The organism is Streptosporangium sp. OZ121 (genome assembly GCF_051918885.1).
In the GTDB taxonomy this organism is placed as follows: domain Bacteria; phylum Actinomycetota; class Actinomycetes; order Streptosporangiales; family Streptosporangiaceae; genus Streptosporangium.
Genome location: NZ_JBPXMC010000005.1, coordinates 69229 through 84869 on the forward strand (window position 1 = coordinate 69229; position 15641 = coordinate 84869).

12 protein-coding genes are annotated in these 15641 nt (G+C 71.2%); 5 read left to right on the forward strand and 7 right to left on the reverse strand.

The window, feature by feature from the left end; all coding sequences use genetic code 11:
- Nucleotides 1–54: 54 nt before the first annotated feature.
- The gene (locus ACTOQ1_RS12400) at nucleotides 55–954 is read right to left on the reverse strand and encodes an AfsR/SARP family transcriptional regulator (protein ID WP_440066669.1); all 900 of its coding nucleotides are present in this window, start codon (nucleotides 952–954) and stop codon (nucleotides 55–57) included.
- A 590-nt stretch (nucleotides 955–1544) separates the two neighbouring features.
- Here ACTOQ1_RS12400 and ACTOQ1_RS12405 point away from each other — a divergent pair.
- The gene (locus tag ACTOQ1_RS12405; RefSeq protein WP_440066671.1) at nucleotides 1545–2387 is read left to right on the forward strand and encodes an isocitrate lyase/PEP mutase family protein; all 843 of its coding nucleotides are present in this window, start codon (nucleotides 1545–1547) and stop codon (nucleotides 2385–2387) included.
- Between the two features lie 573 nt (nucleotides 2388–2960).
- Nucleotides 2961–5633 carry a LuxR C-terminal-related transcriptional regulator gene (locus ACTOQ1_RS12410; protein WP_440066673.1) on the forward strand — a complete coding sequence of 891 codons (2673 nt, stop codon included), beginning with the start codon at nucleotides 2961–2963 and terminating at the stop codon, nucleotides 5631–5633.
- Between the two features lie 141 nt (nucleotides 5634–5774).
- Here the strand turns inward: ACTOQ1_RS12410 and ACTOQ1_RS12415 are convergent, their stop codons facing one another.
- A complete protein-coding gene (locus ACTOQ1_RS12415) occupies nucleotides 5775–7229 on the reverse strand; it encodes a choice-of-anchor Q domain-containing protein (protein ID WP_440066675.1) in 1455 nt (484 codons plus the stop codon).
- A gap of 389 nt (nucleotides 7230–7618) precedes the next feature.
- Here ACTOQ1_RS12415 and ACTOQ1_RS12420 point away from each other — a divergent pair, with 389 nt between their 5' ends.
- Nucleotides 7619–8185, forward strand: coding sequence for an HIT family protein (locus ACTOQ1_RS12420; RefSeq protein WP_440066677.1), 567 nt, complete (start codon nucleotides 7619–7621; stop codon nucleotides 8183–8185).
- A 169-nt stretch (nucleotides 8186–8354) separates the two neighbouring features.
- Here the strand turns inward: ACTOQ1_RS12420 and ACTOQ1_RS12425 are convergent, their stop codons facing one another.
- The 4 genes from ACTOQ1_RS12425 to ACTOQ1_RS12440 form a co-directional block, all read right to left on the reverse strand.
- The gene (locus ACTOQ1_RS12425; RefSeq protein ID WP_440066679.1) at nucleotides 8355–10055 is read right to left on the reverse strand and encodes an ABC-F family ATP-binding cassette domain-containing protein; all 1701 of its coding nucleotides are present in this window, start codon (nucleotides 10053–10055) and stop codon (nucleotides 8355–8357) included.
- Nucleotides 10052–10276, reverse strand: a complete 225-nt coding sequence (locus ACTOQ1_RS12430) for a hypothetical protein (RefSeq protein WP_440066680.1) — start codon at nucleotides 10274–10276, stop codon at nucleotides 10052–10054. Before ACTOQ1_RS12430 ends, ACTOQ1_RS12425 begins: the two co-directional genes overlap by 4 nt.
- Before the next feature lie 325 nt (nucleotides 10277–10601).
- Nucleotides 10602–11555 carry a PLP-dependent cysteine synthase family protein gene (locus ACTOQ1_RS12435; RefSeq protein WP_440066682.1) on the reverse strand — a complete coding sequence of 318 codons (954 nt, stop codon included), beginning with the start codon at nucleotides 11553–11555 and terminating at the stop codon, nucleotides 10602–10604.
- Between the two features lie 67 nt (nucleotides 11556–11622).
- Complete coding sequence (locus ACTOQ1_RS12440; RefSeq protein ID WP_440066684.1) at nucleotides 11623–11796, reverse strand: hypothetical protein; 174 nt, start codon at nucleotides 11794–11796, stop codon at nucleotides 11623–11625.
- A gap of 153 nt (nucleotides 11797–11949) precedes the next feature.
- Between ACTOQ1_RS12440 and ACTOQ1_RS12445 the strand changes: the two genes are divergently transcribed.
- A complete protein-coding gene (locus ACTOQ1_RS12445) occupies nucleotides 11950–12555 on the forward strand; it encodes a TetR/AcrR family transcriptional regulator (RefSeq protein WP_440066686.1) in 606 nt (201 codons plus the stop codon).
- A 99-nt stretch (nucleotides 12556–12654) separates the two neighbouring features.
- Here ACTOQ1_RS12445 and ACTOQ1_RS12450 read toward each other — a convergent pair whose 3' ends face one another.
- Entirely contained in the window at nucleotides 12655–13923 is a 1269-nt protein-coding gene (locus tag ACTOQ1_RS12450) for a phosphatase PAP2 family protein (protein WP_440066688.1), read from the reverse strand.
- 522 nt (nucleotides 13924–14445) lie between these two features.
- Between ACTOQ1_RS12450 and ACTOQ1_RS12455 the strand changes: the two genes are divergently transcribed.
- Nucleotides 14446–15555 carry an aldo/keto reductase gene (locus ACTOQ1_RS12455; protein ID WP_440066690.1) on the forward strand — a complete coding sequence of 370 codons (1110 nt, stop codon included), beginning with the start codon at nucleotides 14446–14448 and terminating at the stop codon, nucleotides 15553–15555.
- Nucleotides 15556–15641 lie beyond the last annotated feature (86 nt).

The window sequence follows — 15641 nt, forward strand, 5'->3', positions numbered from 1 at the left end:
TTGAATCATCACAACCCGCCGTCCGGTCTGCGGGAGATCTCGGCCGGTGTCGGGTCAGGCGGGGTGGTGGCCCATGGTGGCGGGGGCGGCGGAGTTCGCGGCGGGCTTGCCGTCGATGGGCAGGAGCCGGCGTGGCCACGGGGGGCTGGGGCGTGCCGGGTCCGGGTGTCGGCTCTGGTGGTGGGAGGAGGGGCCGCGGATGGCGTCGTCGTCCCGGCGAAGGATGGAAAGGTGCAGGTCACGTAGTTCGGCGGAGGGGTCCAGGCCGAGGTGGTCGTTGAGTGTCGCCGTGGCGGAGGTCCATGCCGAGATCGCTCCCGCTGCGTTGCCGCCGAGATAGTGCGCGCGCATCAGGTGTGCCCAGGAGGTCTCCCGGAAGGGTGCCGCGGCCAGGATGTCAAGGATCTCGGGAACGAGGTCGAGGTTGCGGCCCAGGTTCAGCCGGGCTTGCACCAGGCGTTCTCGTACCGTCAGATGCAGTTCGTCGAGGGCGGCGAAGCGGGCTGTCATCTGTTCGGAGGCGGCGCAGTCCTGCCCGGCGGGTCCCTGCCACAGGCCGAGCGACTCCTTGAGCGTCGCCTCGGCCGCGCCGGTGCGCCGGGCGCGTAACTCGGCGAAGCCCTGGGCGGCGAGTCGCTTGAATCTGACGGCGTCGACCTCGTCCGGTTCGATGAGCAGGCGGTATCCTCCGCCGCCGCCGCGTAGGGTGATCAAGCGCTCCTGCAGGGAGAACGCCGTCAATTGGCTGCGTAGGCGGGCCACGTGCAGGCGCAGGTTCTTTCGGGCTGAGTCTGGAGATTCATCCCACAGGGATTTCATCAGCCGCTCCACGGGAACCGATCGTCCCTCGTCGAGGAGCAGGGCCGCGAGCACTCCCCTGACCGGCGCCGACTTGACGCCGGTGGATGTTCCCGTGTTCTCGATCCGAACGCTTCCGAGCAGGCGGAACAGCATTTGTGCGACCCTTCTGGTGGTTGGTGGAACGGTTTTCCGCCCGGGGCCGGAGAAGGGGGGCGGCCATCCACGCTGATGGTGGGCCCGGGGTGGGCCGCCGGTCCGCGGACGTCATGCCGTATGGCGCGGGCGGGTGGCGGTTCGCCTATCAGGATGGGGATGCCGCCGGGGGGCGGTCGTGAGTAATGATTACTCATTTTCCGGCCGGCGCTCGCGCGGTCTCCGGCGTTTCCTCTATGTCTCGTACAATTGCGGCCATCCAGAATCAGGATGATCACCTATATGTGTGTGCGTATTTCTCTGTGGCTGGGTCGGTGGCAGGCCCGGGAAACACGAGCGTGAGTCGGTCGCCGTGGTCGCCGTGGTCGAGGGGCCGGCCTTCGGCATCCTGCTCGGCGTGCGCGATCCCGGCCGGGCCGTGGCGAGGCGGATGGGTGTGCTCGCGTACTCGGAGGCACAGGCGGGTCGGTGGCCGTGGCCTCCGATGCGAAGGAGCGGCACCTCCCGGTGGCGCTCGCCGTCCGGTGCTCCGCGGTGGCTTCGCGAAACGGGGTTGATCTGGCTTCGGTACCGCCTGATGGAATACCGGCATGACAACACTTCACGGCAAGGCCCTGTTGTTCCGCTCGATGCATGTCCCCGGCCGGCCGCTGGTGTTGCCCAATGCCTGGGACGTCGCCTCCGCGCGTATCGTGACGGACGCCGGCGCTGCCGCGGTCGCCACCACCAGTGCCGGTGTCTCGTGGTCGCTGGGCTGTGCGGACGGCGGCCACCTGGACCGGGACCGCGGCCTCGGCCTGATCGCCCGGGTCGCCGCGGCGGTCGGCGTTCCGGTGACGGCCGATGTCGAAAGCGGTTACGCGCCCGGCCCCGCGGGGGTGGCGGAGACCGTGCGGGGCGTGCTCGCGGCCGGAGCCGTCGGCGTCAATCTGGAGGACTCGCTGCGCGCGGGCCCGGCCCCGCTGCGTCCCATCCCGGAGCAGTGCGAGCGCATCGCGGCCGCCCGTGGTGCCGCGGACACCGCTGGTGTGCCGTTGTTCGTCAACGCCCGAATCGACACCCACCGTCTGCCGGGCGGGGATCTCGCGGTATGGCTGCAGGAAACCCTGGCCCGGGCCGAGGCCTACGTGGCGGCCGGCGCTGACGGGGTGTTCGTTCTCGGGGCCCTGGATGCGCAGGCCGTCACGGCGCTCGTGCGTGCGGTGCCGGTGCCGGTGAACGTCCTGGCGGGTCCTGAGACTCTCACCGTGCCCGAGCTCGCGGCGCTGGGCGTGGCTCGGGTGAGTGCCGGATCCTCGATCGCCGAGGCGGCCTACGGGCTGGTCGCACGTGCCGCCCGGGAACTGCTCGCCGACGGCACCTGCAAAGCCCTTGAGGGCGCTCTCGGGTACGGCGCCCTCAATTCGTTGCTGTCGGCAGGACCTGGCCGCTGATCGGTGAGCGGTACCGGCCGCGGCCGGTACCGGAACCCTGTTTCGTGACCGGTCGTTTCGACGTGCTGGGCTTGTGGTGAGAACGGGATGAGGCAAAGATACGCAGCGACCATCGTGATCTGCGAAAACGGACCTGTGGTCGTTACCGTGGCGTGATATGTCAGAATAATCCCGTGCCGTTCACGTCCGAGACCCCCTCCTGTGGTGACCGGGAGAGCGGGGCCCGCCGTTTCAGCAGGTCCTGGCCCAGATCGCCGCCCGAGGCGCTCTTCACGCCGCGGCGGCCGAAACATTTCGGTATTTCGCCGGCCGAGCTATGGCTTAATTCAATTGACATGTTTCGAAGACGCTCCCAGAATGGCGCGCAGGCGGGCCGCCGCCACACATCGCCTTGACGATCGGCCGTCCGGAACGCAGCGCCGCGGGACGCCGTCGTCAAAACCGCATCGCTACCGATGTGCGGATTTTCGCGCCTGCTCCTCCCCCGCCCTCGGCTTCCCGTGGGCGGCCAGAGGCGTCTGCGGCCGGCCCCCGTACGACACGTCCGATTGCCCAGTGGAAGGAGAAACCGCGGTGGCGACGGTTGAGGTGGTGGCGAGACGATGGTCCCTGGTGGGCCGCGACGCGGAGGTGAAGGCGTTCACGTCCGTCCTTCAGGAAACCCATTGCAAGGGTTTCCTCATCTTCGGTGAGCCCGGCGTCGGCATGACCCGGCTGGCGGAGGAATGCCTCGCCGTCGCGGACCTGCAGGGGTATGCCGTGGGCCGTGCCGCCGCGACCGGCGCGGCGGCGCAGATCCCGCTGGGGGCGATAGCGCACCTCCTGCCGGACGGCGTGGACCTGTCGGATCCCGTCGCGGGCTTCGCGGCGGCGGTCCGGCTCATGGCGCGGGCCTACAACGCAACGGCCCGTCTCGTTCTGCTCATCGATGACCTGCACCTGCTCGACTCCGCCTCGACCATGCTGTTGCGTCAGCTCATGGAGACCGGAGCCGTCTTCCTGGTGGGTACGGTGCGCTCGGACGCCTCGTTTCTGGAGAGCGTCGTGACGCTCGGGCGGGGTGATGCCGTCCATCACGTCGACCTCGCGCCGCTGGGGTGGCGGGAGGTGAACGAGCTCCTCCGGCACGCCCTGGCCGGGCATGTCCACCGCGAGACCGTCGGCCGATTACACGCCGCGAGCGGGGGCAATCCGCTTTATCTGGGCGAACTGGTGCGCGGTGCGCTGGCCGAAGGCCGGCTGACGAACGATGGGGAGATCTGGCAGCTGGCCGCCGCCGAGCCCCTTCCGGTCACCCGCCGCCTCACGGACCTGATCCGCCACCGGCTCGCGACGGTGGCACCGTGCGGCCGTCGCCTTCTCGACGTCCTGGCGCTGTGCGGCCCGGTGTCGGTGGCCGACCTCGAACGCGAGCCCGGCGTCGACGTCCTGGACGAGCTGGAGCGAGCCGGACTCCTCACCGTCGTACGGGAGGGACGGCGTACCTACGCCCGCCTGGCGCACCCTCTGTACGCGGAGGTGCTGCCCGCGGGCAGCACCGAGGCGCGGCGCCGGGAGATCCTGCGCGAGCAGGCCGACAGGTTGGAGCGAACCGGCTCGCGCCGCCGGGAGGACGCCATGCGTCTGGCCTCCTACCGGCTCGCCGGCACCGGCACCGCCGATCCGGCCCTCCTGCTGCACGCTGCCCGGCTCGCCGCCTACGGCGACGACCATGCCCGCGCGCTGGCCTTCCTGCGGGCGATCCCCGAAGGCGACCTCACCTTCCCGGCCCTGCTTCTGCTCGGCCGCACGCTTTCGGAGGCGGGCCGGCCGCAGGAGGCCGAGGAGGTGCTGCGCAGGGCCGACGGGTGGGCCACCACGGAGGGCCGCGCGCTGGCGGTGGCGCTGGCGCGCACCCACAACCTCATGTGGTGCCGCGGCGCGGCCCGTGAGGAGGCCGTCGCCGCGAACGACGCGGCGCGCGACCGCGTCAGCAGTGACGCGGGCCTGTGGGCGCTGCGGGTGAACGAGGCCAACATTCTCTCCAGCCTCGGTCACCACGCCGAGAGCCTGGGCCTGCTTGAGGGCATGCCGCAGGAGGAGCCGGCGGTGGGTGACATCGCGGGCGTGGCGGCGTGGACGGCCGCCGCCGCGACGAGGGCCAGCGCGCTGTCGTTTCTCGGCGGTGGTCAGGAGGCGGTGCCGTGGGCCGAGCGTGCCGTGGCCCTGTGCGCGAAGGCGAGGACGGAGGGCAGAGGCCACACCCCGCAGGAGGCGGCCGCGTGGGCCGCCCTCGTCCTGGCCCTGACCGAGGTCGGACGCCTGCAAGAGGCACGCGTCGTGGCCGAGCGCGCCTTCACCGGCTCGGGCTGGGTGCCGGCCGGGTGGCAGCGTACGCTTGTGGTCTTCCCGCTCGCCCGCAACGCCTGGATGGCCGGCCGGCCGGCCTCGGCGCGCCGCTGGTATGCGGAGATCGCGCACGACACCCGCCCTCAGGCGGTGATCATCCGTCCGCTCGCCCTCGCCGGGCTCGCGGCGGCCGCGGCGTTGCAGGGTGACGTGCGCGCGGCGGAGGCCGCCCTCGCTGAGCACGCCGGGCTCGCAGTACCGGTGCACGTGCCCGAGGAACGGCTCGGCGAGGCGTGGACGCACGTGGCACGGGGAGAGCGGCCGGCGGCCAGGAAGGTGTTGCGGGAGGCGGCCGCCGAGGCCCGTGAGCGGGGGCAGTTCTCCTCCGAGGCCATGCTGCTGACCGACCTGGCGCGGCTCGGCGGCGCCGCGGAGGCGGCGAACGGTCTCGCGCGGCTCGCCGAGGCCGGGGGGCCCTTCACCGCCGCCCGGGCACGGCTGGCGGCCGCGCTGGCCGCCGGCGACCGGGAGGGCCTGATGGCGGTGGCCGGCGACTTCGACCGGATGGGGGTGGGCCTGCTCGCGGCGGAGGCGGCGGGCGCGGCGGCGGAACTGTGGCGCCGTTTCGGCAACCCCCGGCAGGCCTCCGCCGCCGCCGCGCGGTCGGCCGCGAACGCCGCCCTGTGCGAGGGTGCGCGCACGCCCCTGCTGCAGGCGGCCGACGCGGCCGTGCCGCTCACGGCCAGGGAGAGCGAAGTGGCGATCCTGGCCTGCGCGGGGATGTCCAGCAAGGACATCGCGGCCAGACTGACCATCTCCGCCAGGACGGTGGACAACCACCTGCAGCGCGTCTACGCCAAGCTCGGTGTCTCGGACCGTCAGGAGCTGACCGGCCGGCTCGGCCGCACGAACAGGTGAACCAGCCGTCCCGCGCCGCCCGTGCCGCTGTGCACGGGCGGCGCGGCCGCGGACTCGCCGGGTGCCGCCCGCGTCGGCGGGGCGGGATCGGGGTGGCGCAGCCTGGGGGCCGCCTCGGACCGGGGTGCGTGGTGCCGGCTCTCAGCCGACCTCGACCGAGCCGGTGTCGCAGACAGTCGTGCCGTTGGCGTCACCGTCGCGGGGGCGGGAGACGCCTCGCTGGTCGGTCGCGGGGCAGTTGAACAGCTCACCGGAGGTACCCGAGCCGGCGAAGTCCACGGCCGGGCTGCCGCTCAGCGGCGACCGGTTCGTGGTCGTTCCGCCGTTGTGTGCCATGGCGCCCAGTCGCGGGTCGAGCGGGGCGGCGCGATCCCGGCTGACCCGGTCGAAGTTCAGGCCCTCGCCCCAGAACGTGTCGCGGACGATACACGTTCCGGTGAGGAGCCCGACCACGTTGTTGCGGAAGGAGGTGAACCGGAAGGCCTCAACGCTGTGGCAGTCAGGAGTGTGGGAGGCGTCGAAGTGGGAGCGGTTGTCGGTGTTTCCCGCCAGGATCGTTGCGCCCATGTTGACCTGACCGCCGGCGTTGGCGATCCCGCCGCCCAGCTTCTCATCGTCGGCCCCGGACACGTTGGCCTGGTTACCCGCGATCGTCGAGAACCCGATGTTGAGTGTGCCCTTCGATCCGGTGCCGTAGCCCCGGTTGAGGATTCCCCCGCCGCTGTTGCGCGCGGTATTGCCGCTGACGGTGCTGTTGCTGATCGTCATCTGACCGAAATTGTTGGTGATACCGCCGCCGCGTAACGAGAAGTTGTTGCTGATCGTGCTGCGGTCGATGGTGACCGAGCCGGTGCTGAAGTTGTGGATGCCGCCGCCTTCGGCGGTCAAGCCCCGACCGCCGAAGCTGGACAGGTTGCGGTTGTTGTCGACGGTGCTCTCGACCAGGCTCAGTCGCCCCTCATTGGCGATGCCGCTGCCCTGCTGTGTCGTGACGTTGTCACGCACGGTCACTCGTCTCAGCGACACCGATCCGGCCCGGATCAGCAGGCCGCCGCCGCTGCCGAAGCTGGAATGCTCCTCCTCGCCGCCGTTGGTCACCGTCAGGTCGGAGATGTTGACGACGGCCGAGGCGTTGTCGACCTCGAACACGCTGCTGAACCGGCCCCCGTTGACGGTGGTCCCGGTTCCGCTGGGCGTGGCTCCCCCGAGGATCGTCACGCTGTCGGTGATGTCCAGGTCCCGGGAGCTCGGCCGGCCGGCCGGCTCCGCGGGGTCGACGGTGGCGGCCGGCTGCTGCGCCCCGCCGGCGAAACCCAGCCGGTAGGTGCCGCCCTGCAAACGGATCGTGTCCGCGCCCGCGGTCGCGTTGGCCTGCTGGATCGCCGCCCGCAGGGAGCAGTTTCCGGCTGAGGTCCGGCAGAGGTTGTCAGCGAGGTCGCTGTCACGACGGTCGTCGAAGCTGTTGACGTTGAAGGTGACCGCGGCCTGGGCCGGGAGCGCCAGAGCGGTCGCCTGGAGCGTGCCGCCCGCGACGGCGACGACTGGCGCCATCAGCAGCACGCCGAGCCGCCGGGGACCTGTGGTGACTGTGCCCATCATTGCCTTCCCTTTCGTCGCGAGAACGCGCGATTCTTCCGGCGCCGGAATGCTTCCGTTCGCCACGTGGCGGCGTCGTGGATGGCAGAACGTGGATGGCAGAACCATGTCCCGCACCGTCAGTTCGGCGCCTCCTGCCGGCCGGGAACCGGCTCCTGCGTCCTCAGCGTCGGCGATCGGTGGCCTGTGCGGGTAGAGCAGTCACTACTCATTCGGCCGGCCCGGCACTACTTACGCTGCTCATCTGAAGCGGTCCGGGTCTGAGGGGGGAAGTCCGCCCCACTCCCCCAACGGACCGGTCCTGATGCGCGGCACGGCACCGGCCCGTACCACCGACGCCGAGAAGCCCTTCTCCGGGCGGGCGCCTGCCCTGACCTATGGTGGCGATCATGAGTCTGTATCCCTCCGGGGAGGCGTCGCCCGTCCTGGCTTCGAAGGCCGGGCGGAAAGAGGCGTTCGATCTCGCCGGTTACGTTCGGCGGGCCAGGAGCGGCCCTTGTTTCGTCTGCGCCGTCCTGGCGGGGGCCCCCGGTTACGACTTCGAACAGATCGTCTTCGAGGACGAGCACCACGTCGCCTTCCTGGACCGCTACCCCACGGTGCCCGGCAAGGTCTTGGTGGCTCCCAAGGCACACCTCGAGCACGTGGTCCGCGACCTCGGGGAGGAGGCGTATCTGCGGTTGATGCGGACGGTCCGCCGGATCGCTGTGGCTGTCGAGGCGGTCGTTCCCTCCGAGCGCACCTATCTGCTCTCGCTGGGCAGCCAGCAGGGCAACACCCACCTTCACTGGCACATCGCCCCGCTGCCGCCCGGAACCCCTTACCCCGAGCAGCAGTTTCACGCCCTGATGACCGAGAACGGGGTGATTCCCTGGTCGCTGCAGCAGGCTTTCGACCTCGCCGAACGTCTTCGCGCGGTCTTGGCCGGCCCCGTCGGGACCGGCCAAGACGAGTGACCTTCACCGAGTGCCGGCCCGTACTCCCCCGGCGGTCGCGAGCGTGTGCGGGGCGGGTCGCGGCCGCGGTCTGCTGTTTTGCCGGAATCGCTTTGCCGAGCGAACGCGACTTCGGGCGGCCTCTCCCCCACCGCCAGAGAATATTTGCTATTTGTCGTATTTTTAGTGTTTAGGTGGGTGGGTTGGTGCGGAGCGCCGGATCCTGTTCGTGAGACAGGCGGACATGGCGGCCTTGCCAGTGTGAGCGTAACCAGCGGTCGTGGCTGGCGATCACGATCGCGCCGGGGCCTTCGGCGCCCAGCATCTCCTCCAGCTCGTCGCAGAGGCGGGGCGAGAGGTGGTTGGTGGGCTCGTCGAGCAGGAGGAGCTCGGGGGGGTCGGCCACCAGCAGTGCCAGGGTGAGCCGGCGGCGCTGGCCGACCGACAGTTCCCCCACCCGCAGGTTCATGTCGCGCGCGCCGATCAGGCCGAGCGAGCGCAGCGGTACGGCCTCGGCGCGTTCGGTGCCGAGCGCCAGCCGGTAGGTCTGTTCCACCGTGCGGTCGGGTCGTTCGAAGGTGGTGTCCTGGGTCAGCAGTGCGGTGGTGAGTCCGTGCCTGCGCCGTATCCGTCCCCGCGCGTTCAGCCGTCCGGCCAATACCGCCAGGAGGGTGGACTTCCCCGCTCCGTTGGGGCCGGTGATCAGCAGCCGCTCCCCCGGGGCCATGTCGAGCCGGTCGATCGAGAGCCGTCCGGGCACCCGTACCTCGCGCAGGGACAGCAGGCTCTGATCGGCGGGGTCGCGGGAGCCGGGGTCGTGGGAGGGGGTGGTGCCGGGTGTCGCGAGGTCGGTGGCGCCGGTGTGGGCGGGCGGGGTTCGGGGGCGCAAGCGCAGCGGTGGCGGTGGGGCGGGGAGCTGGTCGCGTTCCAGTTCGGCGAGCCTGCGGGCGGCGTCGCGCACTCGTCGCGAGATCTGTTTCTGCACGCGTCCGGCGGCGTGCCCGTATCCCATTTTCTCGTTGTCGCGTTTCAGCCCGTCCGCCGGTGTCCGGCGGGCCGTCACCGCGACGGCGCGGCGCAGTTCGTCGAGTTCTTCCTGCTCTTCGGCGTGGCGTCGTTGCCAGCGTTGGCGCTGTGCGTGTTTTTCCGCCAGGTAGGCGCTGTATCCGCCTCCGTAGCGGACGGGGCCGTTCACCGCCGGGTCCAGGTCGATCAGGTCCGTGCAGACCGCGTCCAGGAAGGCCCGGTCGTGGCTCGCGACGATCACGACTCCCGTCATGTGGCGGAGTTGCTCTTGCAGGAACGTCGCGGCGGTGTCGTCGAGGTGGTTGGTGGGCTCGTCCAGCAGTAGTGCGGTGGGCCGTCTGGTCAGGAGCGCGGCCAGGGCGAGTCGTCCGCGCTGACCGCCTGACAGTGAGGTGAGGGTGCGTTCGTGGGGAAGGTCGCCGAGGCCGAAGCGGTCGAGGATGATTTTCGCGCGGCGGTCGGCGTCCCAGGACTCGTGTCGTTGTGCCTGGTCGAGCCTGGTGCCGTAGGCGGTGAGCAGGGCGGTGTCGTGGGGGGCGTCGGTGAGCGCACCGGTGAGGCGGTCGAGTTCGGCGAGGTCGGTGCGGGCCTGGTGGAGGGCGTCGTCGAGGACGTCGGTGATCGTGGCCTGCGGGTCGAACGGCATTTCCTGGTGCAGGAAGCCGAGGTCGGCGGGCCGGGTGACGGTGCCGGAGTCGGGGGTGTCGGTTCCGGCCAGTAGGCGTAGCAGGGTGGATTTGCCCGCGCCGTTCTCGCCGATCAGTCCGATTCGGTGGCCGGGGGCGGCGGTGAGAAAGACGCCGTCGAGCACGCGTCGGGCGCCGAGGGTTCGTACGAGGTCGTGGGCGAGTAGTGCCTCACTCATCGGCGGGCCTGCCGGTCTTCGCCGGCCGCTCGCCGGTCGGCGTGGTCGTGTCGTGGGGGCCGGGGTTCCTCGCCGATCAGGGGTGGCGGGGTGGCGGTGGGCGCGCCGCCGGAGGCGGTGAGACCCGTGTGAGCGCCGCCCGGGGTGAGGGCGGGTGTGTCGTCGGGCCTGCCGGGGTGACAGAAGGGCAGGCTGGAGCGGGTGATGGGTGTGTCGGACATGCGGGAGACCTCGTGCGTACGTGGTCCGGGCGTGCCGGAGCCGCCCGGCGTCGGGACAGGGATTCAGGCAATGACGACCTGGCCACGTCGGCGGCGGTCGTGTGCGCCTGCCGGGGCTGATCGGTCTCCGGTATCACCCGGAGATGTCGTCGTCGCCTGCCATGTCTGGTCTCCTCGTTGTCGATCCCGGGCATCTTACATCGTCGCGGTCGTCCGTCGGCGGGGCCGGTCCTGGGCGGGGGTGCGTTTCGGCCGTGGGGGTGGTGGTCGTGGACGCCGGTGCCGGTGGGCGCGTGCGGCCGGCCGCGCGGCGGGGTGCCCGGCGCTACTCGCCGAGACCGAACAGGTCGCCGCTGAGGTATTTGAGGCCGGTGTCGACGGCGACGGTCACCACCGAGCGGCCCGGACCCAGCTCGCGGGCGAGTTCGATCGCGCACGCGATGTTCACCGCGGAGGAGGTGCCCGCGAACACCCCTTCCCGGCGTGCCAGGGGCAGGGCCAGGCCGCGCGCCCGGTCCTCGTCGACGGTCCTGGCCTCGTCGTAGGCGTCGGAGGTGAGCAGGGGCGGGATCATGCCCGTGCCGATGCCTTCGACACGGTGCGGGCCGCCGTGGCCCTGGGTGAGGGTCGGTGAGGTGGCGGGTTCGAGCGCGACGACGCGCGCGGGGTGGCCGCCGGAGCGCAGCGCGGCCGCGACGCCGGCCAGCATGCCTCCTGTGCCGACGCCGGCGCAGAAGGCGTCCACCGTCGCTCCCCCGGCGGCGGCCTGGTCGAGGATCTCGCGGCCCATTCGCTCGTAGCCCGCCAGCGCGTCGGTGTTGTGGAACTGGTCGGTCCACAAAGCGTCCTGCCGTTCGACGATCCGGTCGACCTCCTCTCGCATGCGGTCGAACAGTGAGGGGGTGATCTGTCCTTGCTCGCTGGGCAGCACGGTCAGGTCGGCGCCGAACGCGCGCATGGTGCGGAGTTTCTCCGGGGAGAACGCGTCCGAGGTCACGATCGACAGCGGGTAGCCCTTGACCGCGCAGACGAAGGCCAGCGAGGAGCCGGTGCTGCCGCCGGTGAACTCCACCACGCGCCGGCCGGGCCGCAGCGCGCCGCTGCGCTCGGCTCCTTCGATGATGGCCAGCGCCATCCGGTCCTTGTAGCTGCCGGTGGGGTTGCCGCTTTCCAGTTTCACGAGGATCTGGGCGGCTCCCTGAGGTACGACGCGGGAGAGCCGTACCAGCGGGGTGTCTCCGACGGTGTCGGTGATGGACGATGAGATGGCCGCCTGCATCGATGGGCTCCCGGGTTTCGTCGTGGGCCTGTGGTGGAGGTCGCCGTGACGGGTCGCGAAACACCTTTCACAACGAGTGCGGTGCGGGGGCCTGTTCCCGCGGGACGCTTGTCCTGTCGCGCATGGCCTCGGCCTGCCCGGCGCGTACGGCGGGTTCGCGCGTCGCCCACCAGGCGCCCACCAGGCGCTCAGCGGTGTCGTGACGGCCGGATTCGACCGCGAGCTCGGCGGCTCGCAGCAATCTGGCCGCTTTGCGCCGCCGGGCCCTCACTGAGCCGGGCCGCCTGTCGCGGCGCCGTGATCGCGGCGACGGTCCCGCCCCGGTCCCGCCCCGGTCGCCCACCGCGAGACGCTCGCCGTAAAATAAGGGGATAAGTCCAGTTCAGGGGGTGTCATGCGCTCGCTGACCCGCAAGGGAGCCGCGACGCGGCAGCGCGTTCTCGAGGGGGCGGCCGCGCACATCCGCGAGCACGGTGTGGCCGCCACGACCCTCGACGACGTGCTGGCCGTGACGGCGACGAGCAAGAGCCAGCTGTTTCACTACTTTCCCGGCGGGCGGGAGGAGTTGCTGCTGGCCGTGGCCCGTTTCGAGGCCGACCGCGTGCTGGAGGACCAGCGGCCCCAGCTCGGCGATCTCACCTCCTGGCCCGGCTGGCGGCTGTGGCGCGACAAGGTCGTCGAGCGCTACCGCGACCAGGGTCCCCGGTGCCCGCTCGGCTCCGTCGTGGCGCAGCTGGACGGCGGCACGCCCGGCGCCCAGGCCGTGGTCACCGAGCTGATGCGCCGCTGGCAGGCCGAGATCGCCGCCGGCGTGCGGCACATGCAGGAGGCCGGGGAGATCGACCCGGGCCTGGACCCCGACCGGGCGGCGGCCGCCCTGCTCGCCGGCATCCAGGGGGGTGTTCTGATCCACATGTCCACCGGTCAGACGGCCCATCTGGAGGCCGCCCTGGACATGGGCATCGCCTACCTTCGCGCTTCCAGGCCCCCGTCGCCGTAGCGGGCGGGAGCCTGGGCGTTTGTGAGCGGAGGCCGGGGTGAGGAGCCGCCGCGCCGGGGCCTGGGCTCCCGGCACTCAGGTTTCATCGCCGCCGAAAATTCAGGTCACGGGCTTGAAGTAGTGCGCCCCCATGTACGCGCTCACCCGCTTGCCGATCTCCGCCCCCTGCACATCGGCCGAGCGGGTGTGAATACCACCCCACACCCGGGCCTCGATGACCTCGGCGAGCGCCTGCGAGAAGCTGTGGTAGTACCTGGTGGCGCCCGCTTGGGGGCTGAACGCGCTGAAGGACAGGTCGTCCCGGCCGAAGAAGTGCGTCAGTGACGACATGCTCGCCCCGGTGGAACAGGTGTGCCCGGAGGTGAAGTCGGGATGCGGTGGCGTGTCGAGCAGGGGCTCCCAGTCGGAATCGGGCTTCGTGTCCGGATTTCCGTCGGTGTCGGCCTCCCGGATCGCGGTGATCGGCCGCCAGAAGTGCCAGGCAGCCTTCTCGCTGTTGCACGCGATCGTGGCATCGGCCTTGGACAGATTCACCATCGCGTACATCCGCGCCGTCTGGAGCGTGCCGAGCCGTTGCGTCGTCGCGAGCCGGCGCTTGATCTCCCAGTCGCCGCCCCCGTTGCGGTCGTGCCACCAGATCGCGGCCTGCGTCTGGTCTTCGGTCCTGACCGTGCTGGTCTTCGAGCCGATCTCCTTGACCTCGTTGATGTCCTCGGCATAGCGCTTGCTGGTGAGCGTCGGCGGGCCGGAGGTGCGGAACATGGACCCGCTGGGGATGAGGAACGGCTTGAGGTGAGCGATCCAGGCGCCGCTCGAGGCGAAGGCGGGAGGCGTCGGCCGCCATTGACCGGGCTTGGTGCCCACGGCCCAGGTCTGGTCGCCGTAGGCCCCGTCGTTCTTCCGCGCCGCGATCATCGCCGAGGCGGCCTGATCGCCGACCGCGATGCCACGCTGCCTGGGGCCGCCGGCCGCAATCCCGGCCAGCGCCTCGTCGTACTGCGTCGTCAGCCTCTCCCGCTGATCGGGGAACAGCGCGCTCAGCACCCGGTAGGCGGCGCTCGCCACGGCCGCGTCCATTGACGTGGCCCCCTTGACGCGAGGCGCGGTCAGATACGGCTGGTACGGAGTGCCCGCGATCGCGTTCACCGCGTCGTAGATGGCCCCGTGCACCATGGCGGCGCTACGGGACTGCTCCGGCGGCTGCTGCTGGGCGACGTCCCACATGGCGATCTGGGCGTTCCTGTCCCAGACGACGACGGCGTTGGCCCGCGGCGCCCCGTCCGACGCGTACGCGACCGACGAACCCAGGCAGATCGGCGCCCCGGCGACGATTCCCGCGATGGCCACCCTGACGGCTTTCTGGCGCAAGCCGGCGGCCGACCTTGCATCGCTTGAGGAAGGCATGCGAGCAAAGTACTACGCCGGTCTCATCCGTCCCAGCAGCCCAACGGCCGAATAATCCGTAAAAAGCAGACCAAAAGCGATCTTCCCCCTTGCCCCGGTGACGCCGACCCGAGCCCGGATCCGGCGGACGCGGGATCGGCCCGCGATCAGGTGAGGGCCCCGGGCGAGGGGTTCTCGCCGCCGAGGTCCGCGCCGGGCGGGGCCGGTGAGGGGGAGGCCGGGCGGTGACGTTTCGGCCTCACATTTTGGACTTGACAGTCCATTTTTTCGTCCGCAAGCTGATGACTGGACCGCACGGTTCAGAAGGGACGTGCCTCCGGCTGCCGCTCCGGCCCGCCTGGTCCGCCCGGGCGGCCGTCGCGGCCGCGCAGGCCCACCCGCCCTTGACCTCGACTCCCTCCGGGAGACACCCGGGCCCCGCCCGCTCGCAGGAGCCGGGACGGACCGGTCTCCCGGGCTCTGCCCACGAACGGAAGTGACACCCTCATGGCTTTGGATCACTACTACCTGCTCGGACGTTCCGGGCTGCGCGTCAGCCGGCTGGCCCTGGGCACGATGAACTTCGGCACCGGCGGTTTCCACGCCGCGTACGGCAAGACCGAGCAGGAGTCCGGCGCCATCTTCCACCGCTACCTCGAAGCGGGCGGCAACTTCGTCGACACCGCCGACTTCTACACCGCGGGCGAGAGCGAGACCATCCTCGGCAACCTCATCGCCGCCGCCAAGGTGCGCGACAGGGTGGTGCTCACCACCAAGTTCACCAACAGCGTCGACCCCAAGGACCCGAACGCGGGGGGCAACGGCCGCAAGCACATGATCAGAGCGGTCGAGGCGTCGCTGCGCCGCCTGCGCACCGACCACATCGACCTGTTCATGCTGCACACCTGGGACCGGATCACTCCCGTCGAGGAGGTCATGCGCACCCTCGACGACCTCACCAGGGCCGGGAAGATCCGCTACGCGGGCCTGTCGGACGTGCCGAGCTGGTACGCGGCGCGGGCCCAGACCTACGCCGAGGCCCACTCCCTGGAGCCGGTGATCAGCCTGCAGCTGCCCTACTCCCTCATCGACCGGGCGATCGAGACCGAGCACGTGCCGATGGGGCAGAGCCTGGGGCTCGGCATCACCGCGTGGAGCCCGCTGGGCGGCGGCTTCCTCACCGGCAAGTACCGCTCCACCGATCAGGGCCTGACCGGGGAGGGCCGGCTCACCGGCGCGGGCTCGCCCGCACAGCGGCGGACCGAGCGGGAATGGCGGCTGCTGGCCACGCTCGAGAACGTCGCCGACAAGCTCGGGCTGACGATGGCCCAGGTCGCGCTCAACTGGGTCGCCACCCAGCCCGGGGTCGCCGCGGCCATCGTCGGGGCGAGCAACACCGGCCAGCTCGACACCACCTTGACCGCGCTCGACGTCGAACTGCCGGCCGAACTGCGCGCCCAGCTCGACGAGGCGAGCTCGGTGCCCCCGGCGTCGGTCTACCAGATGTTCACCCCCGCCTATCAGGGCTGGCTGGTCAACCCCGGCCTCAAGGTCGGCGACAAGCCCGCCGAGTACGCCCCGGTCGTGCGGAACTGGACGCCCGGGGCCGGCGGCTGAGAAACGCCGCCCGCCCCGGCGGTCCGATTCCCCTCACCCTCCCGGCGCGGGCCCGCGCCGGGAGGGTGAGGGGGCGGATGCCCGCG

Excerpts from the sequence above, each read along its gene's own strand:
- ACTOQ1_RS12435 (WP_440066682.1), bottom strand. The coding sequence starts at position 11,555 with ATGCAGGCGGCCATCTCATCGTCCATCACCGACACCGTCGGAGACACC.
- ACTOQ1_RS12430 (WP_440066680.1), bottom strand. The coding sequence starts at position 10,276 with ATGTCCGACACACCCATCACCCGCTCCAGCCTGCCCTTCTGTCACCCC.
- ACTOQ1_RS12455 (WP_440066690.1), top strand. The coding sequence starts at position 14,446 with ATGGCTTTGGATCACTACTACCTGCTCGGACGTTCCGGGCTGCGCGTC.
- ACTOQ1_RS12425 (WP_440066679.1), bottom strand. The coding sequence starts at position 10,055 with ATGAGTGAGGCACTACTCGCCCACGACCTCGTACGAACCCTCGGCGCC.
- ACTOQ1_RS12405 (WP_440066671.1), top strand. The coding sequence starts at position 1,545 with ATGACAACACTTCACGGCAAGGCCCTGTTGTTCCGCTCGATGCATGTC.
- ACTOQ1_RS12415 (WP_440066675.1), bottom strand. The coding sequence starts at position 7,229 with ATGGGCACAGTCACCACAGGTCCCCGGCGGCTCGGCGTGCTGCTGATG.
- ACTOQ1_RS12400 (WP_440066669.1), bottom strand. The coding sequence starts at position 954 with ATGCTGTTCCGCCTGCTCGGAAGCGTTCGGATCGAGAACACGGGAACA.
- ACTOQ1_RS12420 (WP_440066677.1), top strand. The coding sequence starts at position 7,619 with ATGAGTCTGTATCCCTCCGGGGAGGCGTCGCCCGTCCTGGCTTCGAAG.
- ACTOQ1_RS12445 (WP_440066686.1), top strand. The coding sequence starts at position 11,950 with ATGCGCTCGCTGACCCGCAAGGGAGCCGCGACGCGGCAGCGCGTTCTC.